Below are 13,316 nucleotides of genomic sequence, written 5' to 3'. Positions count from 1 at the left end.
TGACCGCTGTGCGCACACCTTCATGTCTGCCATCTGCATCGCAGCCACCGTCATCTTCTGGCTCAATCAATGAGTCCTGAGCCTAAAACCCTTTTTATCCCACACCGTCAAATGACGCCGCGGATCATGTTTGATAACTGCGCGCGTTCTCCTGATTTCGTCAGTTACCCGGCCTGCCATTGTCCTGCATCAAAAAAGTCGAAACTCAGACCGGCCTCACATCGATATCCGCGTCAAGCCACCAGAATTGGCAGTTCCTGAAAAACGTCAACACACTATCTTCGAGTCCTTTCAGCGACCAACGGGGCACAAAATGGCCGCGCGAAGTTATGCGAAAATGAGATTCGCCGCGCTCCGGTGGCCTGCTGACTGCCTCACCGGATCGATGCTAGATGTAAACTCGCCTGTGCCTAAGAATTTTTCGGGACGCGCAAATTCCAACGCCAATACGGCCACTAGATAGGAGCTGCCCATGACAACTCAGATGGGGTCGGGACCAGCGGCACTTGCGACAGTGCCTGCAATGAGCGAGGCAGATGCACAAATCGAGCGCCGACTCTGCGAACTCGCAACTTGCGATTCTGCCTCGATCTGGGAGGCTCAAGACGAACTTTCCAGCGCGATTGCGGAGGCGGGCATGCACTTTGAGGGACGGGCATATCCCGTATGTCTCCGGCCCCTTGCCATTGACTGCGGGCTCGCAAATCACCTCAGCGCTACCGCTGAGATCGTGGTCAAACTCCTCGATGTCGCCGCTGAGCTGTATTGTTGCAATGAAGACGTACAAGATTTATTTCCAGCCTATAAACCTTTGCGGCATTGGACCACTTGTCTCCCACAACACCGGCCGATTGTCAGAATATGCCGACTGGATGGCCTTATCGGCGACGATGGCTATTATAAAATAATTGAAACGAACACCGGAGGGCCTGGCGGCGTTATTCAGAACGGCATCGCCGCGAGAGTCTGGAGCCGTATACCCAACCCATTAACACATGGCCTGTCACTCGACGTTGGCAAGCAGCCTTTCGCGAAAGACCCGAACTGCTTTGTCCGGGAGCTGGTGTCTGCCTATCGCGTTGCGACTGCCAGCGAACTCAGAACCGCCGCCGTAGTCAACTTTCGCGGCCGTTATACAAACGAAGTAGATTGGATTGTGAATGGTCTAAAAGGGGCAGGCGTCAAAGCAGCGTTGCTAGATGCTAGCGCAATGAAGCGAACGCCTCGTGGACTAGTCGGGCCGGACGGCGAACTCATCGAACTTGTTTACAACAAACTCGATACAAGAGACATGATTGAAGCTATAGAATGTAGAGACTACTTAGACGCATGTGCCGCTCAAGAAGTGGTCGCGATAAACCCGTGGATCGCCGAATGGGTGCTATCTGACAAGGCGATTCTTGCTGTACTCAGCGATGATCGATTCAGCGCGAACTTCAACGCCGAGCAGATCGAGTTTATAGCACGCCATATTCCATGGACCCGTCTTGTTAGAACAGGAGTAACAACTGACCCAGAACGGCGTCGGATCGAGCTCATTGGATACATCCGGGAGAACAAGGCCAATCTTGTTCTGAAGCCTTCGAATGCGACGCGAGGCGAGCATGTCCTGGTTGGGCGCGTCACATCCTCAGAGGTGTGGGAGCAACACATCGACCGGGCGGCGCGCAACCCGTACGTGGTTCAAGAATACGTCAGGCCCGGAGAGGTTACGACTCTACACCCGCCAAGCCGGTCGATCAAGAAAATGCCGTATGGAATTGACTGTTATGTATTCGGTGGCCGCGTAGCTGGCTTTCAGTCGCGCGCAAGCTTCGATGCTGTGATGAACGTTGGGCGAAGCGGGATTCTACTACCGGTCGCTATCGACTAAATTGCCGCCCGCGGACGGCGGCATCGAGTTCACCCGCTGCCGGCCTTACCGGAAGGATGACCAGGCATTTGTCGAGCAGAAGAACGGCGCCGTCGTTCCCCGCATTGTAGGCTATCGCCGGCTGAAGGGGCTTGAAGCCGCCGCAGCCCTCGCGCAACTCTATTCGACGGTGCGGCTGTTCGTGAACTTCTTCAACCCGTCGTTTAAGCTGGCTGAAAAGCAACGAGACGGTGCTCGGGTGCGCAAGCGGTACTATCCTCCGGCAACAGCTGCCAGCGGCTGCTGGAAGATCCGCTGACGCCGGAATCCGTTCGCATGGAGCTGTTGTCAAGCGAATCTATGGGCGGCTGGCTCCCGTTAGGCTGCTGAGGGAAATGAGATCCGCACAACGGCGTCTTGTCGCCATCGCCGATCAATCGCCCGCGCAGGCGCCCATGACCGAGCCGGCGCTCGATCGGTTCCTCTCAGGATTGCGAACTGCGTGGATGGAGGGCGAAATCCGCCCGACTGCGAAGCTGAAACCAAAGCAAAAGGGAGAACGGCGGCGACCTCATCCTCTTGCAGGAGTGACCGACGAATTGCGGGCTTGGTTTGACGAAGAACCGTGGCGGACGAGCCGGGAACTGCTCGAGCGTCTGCAAGCGGAGTGCCCAGAGAAGTACCCCGATCTCCTTTTGCGCACGATCCGTCGGTCGCGACCATGAAGACAATGGCCAGCTGAACGGCCGCAGCCCTGGGGAACATCCTGATGAGGCAACGGAAGAATCGTTAGGGAGCATTCCAGGTGAGGCAATACGACCTCTCTCCCAAATAGTCACACTATAGACCATCAACCGGATCCAGCCAACCTGTTGCAAACGACACCTGTTGCAAACGGGCGGGGTCCATATACGTCCACACATGTCCATGACCACGATGTCGCCGGGGCGAAGCTCGGGGTGCCCGAACGCGGCACTACTATCGCACAGGGACGCCGCAAGCAGGCTATGGAGGCATTGCTCGTCAATCCGGACTTCATGGCCGGCAGCCGCATCCGCCGCCTGCTTGCGGAGATGCGGGAGGAATGGCTTGATCTCGACCGCCCTATCGAAGCTTTGGATCGGCAGTTCGTCGAACTGGCCCGCAACGATGCAGCCGCACGGCGCCTGACGTCGATCCCCGGTATTGGCGGCAGCAGTGGCTCGATCGGCCTCGAAGGGTGCCTCGCGACGCAATGTCACCCATGCGATGCGGGCGAGTTTGTTGGCCAGCACCAGGACCACCGTGTTGCGATGCCGTCTGACGAGCAGGCTACGCAGCCACGCGCCCAGCAACGTCTGGCTTCGGGCCAACGACGGCAAGGTCGCCCTTGCCCCATGGATCAGCAGCGTGCGCAGGTATTTGTTGCCGCGTTTCGAGATGCCGAGCAGCCTGGGTTTGCCGCCGGTGGTATGTTGCCCGGGCACGAGCGCCAGCCAAGCGCCGAGATCACGGGCTCTTGCGAAGGTTGTCCCGTCCCCTACAGCGGCGACGTCAGCGGCACGAACGGACGCCGCCCGACCGATGATTTCTGCGGGAGGACTTCGAAAAATGGCCTGACGGTCGAACCGACGTTCTGGAAGCCTGATTCAAAAGATGACGCTTTGACGCCGTGACTTTTAAGAAGCCCGGAGCGTGCGGATCTCTATCTTGGCGACGGCAATCAGCCGATACGCCGTATACGTTGATGCAGACCAGCCGCCATCAGAAATAAACCTCTTGCCGACGGGCCATACGTTTTTGAACATGATGCCGCGACGGTCGAGGAACAGCCAGACCGTGGAGGGCGCTGCCCACACGCCGCGCTCAGCGACAAGGCGCTCGCCGATCTCGGCCAGCTCGATCAGGCCAAGAATGAAGGCCTCATGCGCATCGAGCTTCGAACGCGATGGCTGGCCCTGCTTGCGCGCTTCCATCTCGCCGCGACAGCGTCGATACCAACTCCCGGCAGTCGAAATACCGATCCGGAAGCGACGCGCCGCCTCCCGCGTCGCATGCCGCAATCACGCGCCCGCGAAGGTCCGCACTCAGGCTTCTCGTCATCATCACCGCCTCGCAAATCACCGGGGCAGTGAATCAGACAGGACCTATCGCATGAAGGTGCCTCAAACCGACTCTGCGTTCATCGAAGCTGCCCTAATCGCGCAAATTTCGGCGATCCCTTCCGCCAAATCCTGGCGCGACCGATCGGCTAATGCCCTTCAGCCGCCGATAATCTCTCTAACGCGGCTATGCATATTGGTAGGTATGACGAGTTTGAGAACAAGCTATGTTCTTTCGCGGAACGCACGTGTCCAAATTAAGTCTCAAACTGAAAGGCTTTCGTTTTTTTATCCCTTAGGAGATGCGCCCTGCCGATCCGCGATGTCTTAGCGGTTGTCCATTGTCGGGAATTGCATGGTGCGAGGCTAGTGGCGGGTAATGATCTCTGAATTGGCCAAAGCCTCGATGGCATTCCAGCGAAGGTGAGGATGCGCAGTGACCGGCCGGTCAGTGGTGAACACGTATAGTTCTACGCCAAGTACCAGAAAGGAACACGCGATGGGAGACAAAGTCTTTGACCGCAGCAATGCAGTGTATATCAAAAATGTACCGCGAAAAGGTCGCGGTGTGTTTTCCAACATTTCTTTCAATGTAGGAGAGGTAATTGAGCGGGCGCCAACATGGGGATTTGACGATGCGGTCGCGAAGTTGTTAGACGATACAGAGTTGTTTGAATACTACTTTGTACGCGAAGATATACGACAAATCAAAGAACTAATTGCTCGTTATGTTGTCTTTGGTTTCATATCAATAGTAAATCACTCCATCAACCCGAATACGAAAATAGTCTGGGCCGACGAAGACTCTGGGACATGGGCCAGCATTGTTGCAATAAAGAACATAGAAGTGGACCAGGAAATAACCCATCACTATACGAATATCCGGGCTTATCCTCGTGGGATAAAATTTGTCGAATGAAGTGAAATATAGTTCCGGGGCTGGGCTCTGCAGAGATTCGAAATGTGGTGCGCAGTGGCGAAATCGAAGTGGCGTTTTTGGTACGCCTCTGCCGCCCATAGTGGAGACCGCCGTCTATTGCTAGTGGTTAAGATCTAACGCTTGGTACCCGATCGTAAGCGCGGCCATATCGCGAGCGCCTCCGTCTTCCTATCGGAGGAAATGTCTGACGCCATCTTGCCGCAAATGTTATCTCTAGCGATCCGTCATCGATCGAAGAAGGATCGCATCAATGGACGATTGGAGAATCGGGAATATCTGCGTAACCAGAATTCTGGAGATGTGCGACCCCCTGGGGACGCCGTCGGAATGGTTCCCCGACTGCACCGACGAAGCACTCGAACCGCATCTTCATTGGCTCACGCCCCGATTGATATCGCCGGCAACCGGCCGGCTTATTCTTCCCATCCAGAGTTTTCTGGTTCGTACCGGCCACCACACCATTCTGGTCGACAGTTGCGTCGGCAACGACAAGACGTGCGCATACTTCCCGCATTGGCATCGCCGCAGTGACGGCACCTTTTTTGGCGCGCCTGGCGAATGCAGGTGTTGCTCCCGAGCAGATCGACTATGTGCTGTGCACCCATCTTCATATCGACCAATGCGGCTGGAACACACGATTGGTGGACGGGCATTGGATACCGACATTCCCGAACGCCCGCTACATCATCGTAGCCATCGGCCTGAGATCTCGAGGCGCGTGCCCCGGGGCGTGGCCCGGCGTCGGCTCCAGCCACAATTCGCCATCGAGTTCATAATCCATATCGACAAGCACAGCCCGACCAGCCTCGACCGGCAGCACATTGTCCTCATAGGTCCGTTCGTCGGCATCGCTGGAGGCGGCCTGTGCGGCCTCGAACTCGCGCCGCGCCACAATGCATATACCCCGACTGGAGCTTTCGGTACGACACGGACCCTGACCAGGCACGTCGGACGCGGTGGGCATTCCTGGAGGCTTGCTCGGCCAATGGGCGTATTGTCATGACATCGCATTTTCCCCTGCCGTCGGTGGGAACTATCTCGCGACGCCAGTCATCATTCTGGTTCGAGGATCATCAGCCGCCGTAATCGCCGAGGACGCCGACCACGCGAACCCGAACGGCGGGGGCGATCGCGCTCGGCATGTCCGGCGCGCGGATCGCCGGGAGGGCCGCGCTGGAGGCTCAGCAAATGCAAGGCTGGCTCGCGCTCGCCACGATGCGCGCATCGGCGTCGGACAGGGCGTGACATAAGAAGTGGGGTGGGATTCCTTTTCACGAGTGGGCATGCGAGTCTGTTGCATCCGCGCAGGAAATATCGTTCACCGTTTCGCCAACCGATCGCCAGCGACTGACGGCGCTCATCCGGGATCGCAATGCGCCGCAGAAGCATGTCTGGCGCACCGACATCATCCTGCTGAGCGTCAAACGGCACCGGCACCGTCGAGATCATGCGGCAAACCGGCAAATCGAAGACCTGCGTGTGGCGCTGGCAGGAGCGCTTCGCCACTGAAGGCTTCGAGGGGCGGCCCTCGCGCATTCCGCCTCTCGGACCCGAGGTGGCCGAGCGCGTGGTGGTGCTGACGCTTGCCGATCCGCCGGGCGAGACGACGCACTGGACCGCCGACATGATGGCCCAAGCGGCTGGCATCACCGCAAGCGCTGTGCGTCGCATCTAGAAGGCGCACGGGCTGCAGCCCAACCGCTGGCGCCAGTTCAAGCTCTCCAACGATCCCCAGTTCGTCAACGAGCTGCGCGACGTCGTCGGCCTCTATGTCGATCCGCCGGCTCACGCCATCGTGCTGTCGGTCGACGAGAAGAGCCAGATCCAAGCGCTCGACCGCACCCAGCCCGTTGCCGCCCTCAACGTGCTCGACGGCACCGTTATCGGCAAGAACATGCAGCGGCATCGCCATCAGGAGTTCATCCGCTTCCTCAACGCCATCGAGGCGCAAATGCCGGCCAGCAAGGCCCGTCCACGTCGTCCTCGACAACTACGCCGCCCACAAGCACCCCAAGGTGCGCGCTTGGCTCGACCGCCATCAGCGCTTCACCTTCCACTTCACGCCGACTCGTGCTCGTGGCTCAACGCGGTCGAGGGTTTCTTCGCCAAATTGTCGAAGCGTCGCCTCAAGCGCGGCGTCTTCCACTCCGTTGTCGACATCCAAGCGGCAATCAACCGCTTCCTCGTAGAGCACAACCAGCAACCCAAACCCTTCTCTTGGATCGCCGACCCCGACAAGATCATTGCAGCCGTCAAACGCGGGCACCAAGCGTTAGATTCCATCCACTAGTACAGGGTGACAAACAGCCGCACGGCAAGCTGCCCTCTCGCTCCAGCGGAGTTGGGTGCAACGCTGACGCCCATTGGCGAGCGTGGAGCATCGGTTAGCAAGGGAACCGGCCTGGAGAGAATTCTTCACTTCGAACGAACCGAATTTACCACGCGTCTTGCGGCCGTCGAAGCCGAGCTTTCAAGGCGCGGGCTTAACATCTTGCTCATTTAGGAGCCCCCGAACCTCAGCTATCTACGCTCGACCCAAGCCTGATCATTCTTCCGATAGGCGCGGGAACGGGTCACTTCCAATCCTTGACTTCGACACCAGCAGACCACGACTTCATTCATGAAGGCGCTGTCATTGTCGAAGTCGACGCCCAGCAGCGGAAAGGCAAACAGTGACGGCCCCATCGAGCTCGACTCCCAACACCGTCGAGCGTGCGATCAGCAGACAATTACGCGAAAGAACAGCCTCTTCCATGGCAGCGACGGCGGGCGGACATGGGCTATCGTCGCCACGCTGCTGGCCACCGCCAAGACGAATCAGGTCATCCGCACGCTTGGCTTACCCAGATCCTCGATCACTACACGTCGCAGGAATGCGCCAACTACATCAAGAACGCCGGATATGCATCTACCTAAAAACAGAACGCTCTAGCACAGGAATCTGCTCGCCCACGCTCCCGAACGCCTGCACGAGGAGATCAGCGCCGATCACACCGACATGATCTACGCGGGCCACGCCGGAGGAGATCGAGACCCCCGCAAAGCGTTCCTCCGCAAATGGCGGCTCAAGTGCCGGGTGGGGGTCGACAGCCTGGAGGAGCCCGGTGAGCGCCTCTTCGCCTTCGCCGGCTGTCGCCGAGCCAGTGGAAAGCGCGCGCACAACGGATGAGATCGACAAGCGTTATTTTGTGACGAGCCCTAACACTTCCCCGAGTATGTTCTTTGGTTCGACCGCGCTGGTGTTCTACCGTCCCGGCCGCCCCAATTTCACAGCCGCCGCGCGGGGGCGGTCAAGGCTGGCTGCGTTTTACGCGGCCACCGCAAGGCTTGGGCCTGGATCGACCCGAGTACGGCGGCATGCTCCGACGGATCGGGGGTGCAAAGCGCCCGAGTGCTGGCGCAACTGGAATACCCGACGCAGTCAGCTATTGTCGTCGTGCGCGGGCGACCTCGTGGCGAAGCGATGGTGCATCGGCTGAAAGCGCCGCCGGGCCGCTTTATTCAAGCCTTGCCGGATTGAGGCGCACGCGCGCCCTTTCCTTTGGCGGGCGCGGGCGCCAAGCCTCGACGAAGTGTTCGTAACCCTTCTGGGCCTGCTCGGCGACACGCATCTCCTGGTTCCGAAGTTCTCTGACATTGTAAGCATAGGTCGGACCGCGGCGGTTGCCTTTTCTTCTTCGGCTTGCCAGCCTGCACTTCCATGCTGCGCAACTTGTGGGCGACCAGACTGGATCACGCCCAGAGGTAGTCCTCTTGCTTCGTCAGCATATGCCGGCAAAGAACCGCCAATTTCGTGTCACGGCGACAGCAGCAATCTGATGGCACGCCTGGCCCGGAGGCGGACGAAGAAGGTGTGTAGCGGACCCGGCGTTTTGGCGGCCGCCCAGGCGGCTTCCACCAGCATCGCCCGGGCATGGCTGCGTCCGATCTTGCTATTCCGCCCGTGATGGGCAGCACCGAGCCCCACTGGCGCACGTGTGGGTTCAGGCCGAAATAGCTCACCAGCTTTTGCGGGCTGGAAAAACGGCCGATGTCACCGACAGCCGCCACTAGCCCGGCGGCCACGGCAAGATTGACGCCAGTGATTGACCGCCGCTTCGTCGAGCGCGCTCTGTCGGCGATCTCCCGGTCAAGCACGCGTAGATCGTCACCCAGCCTGTCCAGTTCCCGGATATGGCGCTGGATTGCGGCGCGCTCGTCATCTGGCATCGGCTGACGGGTGAGCCAGGCACGACCGAGGCGCCCGAACAGGTCAGCATGGGGCACCGCGGAATCACATGGGCGTAGAGGATCGAATGCACCTCGTTTTGGCGATCACCTCCGCTTCACGAATAGCGCCAGCACCCGCGACACCGCCATGCAGTTACCAGTGGCCTCGACGACCACCTCATCGGTGGTCAGAAGAGTTCTGCCGAAGCCTTCCAGCGCCGTTCGCGTCATGTCGACCCGGTCACATGCCGCAGACGACCGTCTTCCCGCATTGCTCTGTCTCCTCTCGATCAGTCAGAGGGGAGCGGCGGGCGACACGACAACTACGGATTCGCGCTCACGGCGCAACCGGGCGAGTCGCAGAGGCGGCCAACTACAACACGAGCTCGCAGCTCATCGTGCGCATGGCCTGCCCGCACCTTCATGCTCCCGGTGCCTCTGTCCCGAATCGTCGCACCATACGCCGCGCATGAGAAAAGCGTAGCGGACACCGGCACCAAGTATCTTATACCGGTTACGAACGCCATAGAGGCGCCGAACTCCAAGCTGCGCCGCGCTGTCCGCACCCGGGAACACTTCCCGAGTGACGGTGCGGCGATGAAGCTGTTATATTTGGTCCTGAACCACGGAACCACGCCGCCGAGGAATGGAAACGACCGCCGCGCGAACGCTCCGTCGGTCTATGGACCGCGCAAGACCCTCTACAACCGTTTCCAGCGCTGGTCGGCCAAGGGCGTTTGGAGTGCCATTTTCCATACTCTTGCCAACGCCGGCGGGCCTCCGGCCGAGCTTCTCATCGACTCATCGGCGGTAAGGGCGCATCGCTGTGCGGCCGGCGTCAAAGGGGGGAGCAAACTCAGATCCGGGTCGCTCGAGAGGCGGACGGACTACCAAAATCCATGCCCTGACGGATGGATTCTGCCGGCCGGTCGCCTTTCTCCTGACCGGCGGCCAGGTCGCCGATTGCACTGCCGGGGCGCTGCTGATCGAGCAGATGCCGGCGGCGCCAATCCTGCATGCCGACAAAGGCTATGACAGCAATGCCATCCGGGAGCAGGTTCGCGGACGCGGCGCCTTCGCCAATATCCCGCCCAAGGCGAACCGAAAATGGAAGAATTGTTTCTCGCCCTTCCTCTACAAGGACTGCAATGCGATTGAGCGCATGTTCTGTCGCATCAAGGACTTCCGTCGCATCGCAACTCGCTACGATCGGCTCGCCCGCAACTTCCTCGCCGCCGTCTGCATCGCTGCAACCGTCAGCTACTGGTTATGAGTCTTAGCCCTAGGTCACTGTCACTGCCTTGTTATCCCGACCACGGCATTCGAGCCACTCGAAGCATCTTCAGCATGTCCTCTCGGGTCAACCAAACGAGCCAGTCGTCATCGGATATTCTCTGCTCAGGCAAGCGCAGGATTGCCCCATATGGCTCTTTGTGCACATAACCGTTGCGATCTGCTATGCCTTTTTGGATGTTCCAGCCAGCAACCAGCGCGTAGATAACGTCCGGAGACCATTCAGCCCAGGCCAGTCCGAATGCGATGCGGGCAAGCAAGGCTACGAGACCGCGCCCCCGAAAATCCTCCCGCAGCCAAAGGTCGCCGCGATATGCTACAAGGCCTGTTATGCGTTGAGCGGACTGTGCGTAGCAGCTACACGAAGAACCAGGCCCCGCCTTGAGATCAGGATCTGTGAAGAAGGCTCTGAGCGTCTCAAGATGCTCATCGAGACTTGTATTGGTGAGATCGCACAGCCGCATCGCTTGGACATGCGCTACCCTGTCTTGCCGGTCTCGCCCGATGAGCCAAAAGGCCTCTCCAGGCAGAAGATCAGAACAGTCCGGACGAAAGCTTGGATAGGTGGGTGACTTCCCGGGAAGACTACCGGTGATCCTGACATACTCCTCAAAATCGTCTCCCATTTCGAGGTGTATACCGGACTTGCGCGCCAGTTCGTAGGCTGAACAGATGACCTTCGAAACTTCTAATGTCGTCACTTTGTCCTGCATGCCGATGACATCTCCTGAGATTATCACGTGGTTCGTAAAGGGCTGGAACACTGACCGATACTGCGGGATTTGGTAGTTGACCTGACAATTGAGCCCACGATGTTGTCCCGCAAATCCGCTTATCGCCCATGCTGCGCGAGACGGTTTCCGAGGCGTCTTTTACGTATTCGCCACGCTTTCTCAGCTCGGCGGCTGTCTGAACGAACGTACGCCTCCGGCGAGGGCCGCCTTGCGCGAGCATGGCACGGTAGCGAGGCTGCGCTCTTAAGACGTCGTTACGAGCGTAGTTAGCAGCACAGCATGAGCCATGTGACGTTATTGACCGGGCCTGAGCGCCGTCGTCGTTGGAGTGAAGAGGATCAGTGCCGGATACTGGCCGCGGCATTCGTGCCCGGGTCCACGGTGGCGGCGGTAGCGCGTCAGTACGATGTCGCGACCAGCCTGATCTATAAGTGGCGGCGCTCGATGAGAGCCCGCGAGACGGGCTTTGCCGAAGTTGTCGTGGTTCCCGATAAGCCTTTCGCCGCTTCGGTGCCGGCGGCGCCACCAGCGGTGATCGAGCTGGAGATCGCCGGCAAGGTGCGGCTGCGGATTCCGCTGACCACGCCGCCGACACTGGCGGCGGCCATGGTGAAGGCGCTGGGTGTTTCATGATCCCGGTCCCGAGCCAGGTGCGGATCTGGTTGGCGGTCGGCCGGACCGATATGCGTCGCGGAATGCAAGGCCTCGCTCTGCAGGTTCAGGAGACGTTGGGCCGGGATCCGCATGCCGGCGATCTTTATGTCTTCCGCGGCCGCAGCGGCAATCTGATCAAGATTATCTGGCATGATGGGCTCGGAATGTCGCTGTATGCAAAACGGCTCGAGAAGGGCCGGTTCCTATGGCCGTCGCCGGCGGACGGCACGGTTTCCATATCACCGGCGCAGCTCGCCTACATGCTCGACGGGATCGATTGGCGCAACCCGCTTCACACGTTCCGCCCGCAGCGCGCGGGCTGAGTTTTTCTTTGAGTTTGCGCCATGAAGCGCATCGATGCCCTGTTCGATATCGAGCGCGAGATCAACGGCCTGTCGCCGGCCCAACGCCACGCCGTGCGCCAGGAGCGGAGCGTGCCGCAGGTCACCGAGCTTGAGCGCTGGATGATCGAGACGCGCGACAAGCTCTCGCGCGGACACGATCTGACCAAGGCCTTCAACTACATGCTGCGCCGCTGGTCATCCTTCACCCGGTTCCTCGATGATGGGCGCATTTGCCTATCGAACAATGCCGCCGAGCGAGCCCTGCGCGGCATCGCTCTCGGCAGAAAGTCCTGGCTGTTCTGCGGTTCCGATCGCGGCGGACAGCGCGCTGCCGTTCTCTACAGCCTGATCGTCAGCGCCAAGTTGAATGACATCGACCCGCAGGTCTGGCTCGCCCACGTCCTCGCTCGACTGCCCGCCTATCCGGCCCATCGGATCGATGATTTGCTGCCGTGGAATTGGAGATCCGCAAAACTGCGGACCCAACCAGCGGCGGCCTGATCATGCAGCGCAATAAGGTGCATCACATCTACACCGTCGAACGTGTCGCCAGGGACCTCGGCGTCAGCGAAGAGCTCATCCAGGACCTTACCCTCGGTCTCGAGCCAGAGGACGGCGTCATCTGGGTGTACGGTGCCAACGATGACGACGGGATCTTGGCCTTCACCGATGAAGGCATCGAAGAGGTCGAACTCCTCCTCGAAGAATATCAACGCGTCTCCCCATCGAAAGCTTGACCCCAGCACTCCGGTGCTCAGGTCCTCATGGCCACCAGATACGCACGTCTGCGGTCTTCACCGGATGCGTACGAACGAACGAGCGCTTTGCCTACCCTTCGCTGCCACCTATTTCGAAGCCGCCGTCTTCCACCCTCAAGACCGGCGCGCTCTTCGATAGGACCGTCGGAGCCACCGCATGATAGCTTGACATAGCGTTCGGCTCCGAGCGCGCTGAGACGTCCTTGCCGGGACCTGGGCAGAGCCATTCGCTTGATGGGGTGCACCGCTGGCTCAGCAGAGTGCGTCGCCCTAACAGGCTTTCTTGAACCCGCATCGCCTGAGCGGTGGCTGCATGACTGGCCATATCAGGAAAGATTGTCGGCGGGCAGAGGTGCACACTAACCTCTAGGCTCAGGACCTATTAAATCGCTTGCAGGGATAAGGATCGGCTGATTCATTGGCGGCGCAAGGAGACGCTGTCATGGGTGAT

General features: G+C 59.5%; 8 protein-coding genes and 10 pseudogenes. 13 read left to right on the top strand and 5 right to left on the bottom strand.

What is annotated here, in order from left to right:
* Positions 1-472: 472 nt before the first annotated feature.
* Together NKJ37_RS31475 and NKJ37_RS31470 are read left to right on the top strand one after the other, a co-directional pair.
* Positions 473-1,873, top strand: coding sequence for a hypothetical protein (locus NKJ37_RS31475; protein WP_352776400.1), 1,401 nt, complete (start codon positions 473-475; stop codon positions 1,871-1,873).
* Between the two features lie 22 nt (positions 1,874-1,895).
* Positions 1,896-2,565, top strand: a pseudogene (locus NKJ37_RS31470) (transposase); the annotation flags it as partial.
* A 591-nt stretch (positions 2,566-3,156) separates the two neighbouring features.
* Here NKJ37_RS31470 and NKJ37_RS31465 read toward each other — a convergent pair.
* Positions 3,157-3,381 (bottom strand): annotated as a pseudogene (locus NKJ37_RS31465) (transposase); the annotation flags it as partial.
* Positions 3,382-3,510: 129 nt separating this feature from the next.
* Positions 3,511-3,807, bottom strand: a complete 297-nt coding sequence (locus NKJ37_RS31460) for a hypothetical protein (RefSeq protein WP_352776399.1) — start codon at positions 3,805-3,807, stop codon at positions 3,511-3,513.
* Positions 3,808-4,432: 625 nt separating this feature from the next.
* Between NKJ37_RS31460 and NKJ37_RS31455 the strand changes: the two genes are divergently transcribed.
* Together NKJ37_RS31455 and NKJ37_RS32055 are read left to right on the top strand one after the other, a co-directional pair.
* Positions 4,433-4,852 (top strand): SET domain-containing protein-lysine N-methyltransferase, encoded by a 420-nt coding sequence (locus NKJ37_RS31455; protein ID WP_352776397.1) that lies wholly within the window; start codon positions 4,433-4,435, stop codon positions 4,850-4,852.
* A 590-nt stretch (positions 4,853-5,442) separates the two neighbouring features.
* Positions 5,443-5,559: pseudogene (locus NKJ37_RS32055) on the top strand (MBL fold metallo-hydrolase); the annotation flags it as partial.
* On the opposite strand, the gene NKJ37_RS31445 reads toward NKJ37_RS32055, so the two are convergent.
* The gene (locus NKJ37_RS31445) at positions 5,553-5,765 is read right to left on the bottom strand and encodes an MBL fold metallo-hydrolase (RefSeq protein ID WP_352776401.1); all 213 of its coding nucleotides are present in this window, start codon (positions 5,763-5,765) and stop codon (positions 5,553-5,555) included. The pseudogene NKJ37_RS32055 and the gene NKJ37_RS31445 overlap by 7 nt on opposite strands.
* A 419-nt stretch (positions 5,766-6,184) precedes the next feature.
* Here NKJ37_RS31445 and NKJ37_RS31440 point away from each other — a divergent pair.
* The 3 pseudogenes from NKJ37_RS31440 to NKJ37_RS31425 form a co-directional block, all read left to right on the top strand.
* Positions 6,185-7,163 (top strand): annotated as a pseudogene (locus tag NKJ37_RS31440) (IS630 family transposase).
* Between the two features lie 381 nt (positions 7,164-7,544).
* Positions 7,545-7,729 (top strand): annotated as a pseudogene (locus NKJ37_RS31430) (IS66 family transposase); the annotation flags it as partial.
* Positions 7,730-7,805: 76 nt separating this feature from the next.
* Positions 7,806-8,052: pseudogene (locus tag NKJ37_RS31425) on the top strand (IS256 family transposase); the annotation flags it as partial.
* Between the two features lie 318 nt (positions 8,053-8,370).
* Here NKJ37_RS31425 and NKJ37_RS32050 read toward each other — a convergent pair.
* A pseudogene (locus NKJ37_RS32050) lies at positions 8,371-9,354 on the bottom strand (transposase).
* Between the two features lie 235 nt (positions 9,355-9,589).
* Between NKJ37_RS32050 and NKJ37_RS31415 the strand changes: the two are divergent.
* A pseudogene (locus NKJ37_RS31415) lies at positions 9,590-9,750 on the top strand (transposase); the annotation flags it as partial.
* Positions 9,740-10,355, top strand: a pseudogene (locus NKJ37_RS31410) (IS5 family transposase); the annotation flags it as partial. The pseudogenes NKJ37_RS31415 and NKJ37_RS31410, both read left to right, overlap by 11 nt.
* 31 nt (positions 10,356-10,386) lie before the next feature.
* On the opposite strand, the gene NKJ37_RS31405 reads toward NKJ37_RS31410, so the two are convergent.
* Positions 10,387-11,088 (bottom strand): hypothetical protein, encoded by a 702-nt coding sequence (locus NKJ37_RS31405; protein ID WP_352776393.1) that lies wholly within the window; start codon positions 11,086-11,088, stop codon positions 10,387-10,389.
* Positions 11,089-11,388: 300 nt separating this feature from the next.
* Here NKJ37_RS31405 and tnpA point away from each other — a divergent pair, with 300 nt between their 5' ends.
* From tnpA to NKJ37_RS31385, 4 genes and pseudogenes are all read left to right on the top strand, one after another.
* On the top strand, positions 11,389-11,742 hold the full coding sequence (gene tnpA / locus NKJ37_RS31400) for an IS66-like element accessory protein TnpA (RefSeq protein ID WP_352776392.1): 354 nt from the start codon (positions 11,389-11,391) through the stop codon (positions 11,740-11,742).
* Complete coding sequence (gene tnpB, locus NKJ37_RS31395; protein WP_127297977.1) at positions 11,739-12,086, top strand: IS66 family insertion sequence element accessory protein TnpB; 348 nt, start codon at positions 11,739-11,741, stop codon at positions 12,084-12,086. Before tnpA ends, tnpB begins: the two co-directional genes overlap by 4 nt.
* A gap of 18 nt (positions 12,087-12,104) precedes the next feature.
* Positions 12,105-12,608, top strand: a pseudogene (locus tag NKJ37_RS31390) (IS66 family transposase); the annotation flags it as partial.
* 2 nt (positions 12,609-12,610) lie between these two features.
* Positions 12,611-12,844 (top strand): hypothetical protein, encoded by a 234-nt coding sequence (locus NKJ37_RS31385; protein ID WP_352776390.1) that lies wholly within the window; start codon positions 12,611-12,613, stop codon positions 12,842-12,844.
* Positions 12,845-13,316 lie beyond the last annotated feature (472 nt).

Source organism: Mesorhizobium sp. M0140 (assembly GCF_040322475.1).
In the GTDB taxonomy this organism is placed as follows: domain Bacteria; phylum Pseudomonadota; class Alphaproteobacteria; order Rhizobiales; family Rhizobiaceae; genus Mesorhizobium.
The sequence above is the reverse complement of the archived record's forward strand: the minus strand, read 5'-3'. Positions and strand labels throughout refer to the sequence as shown.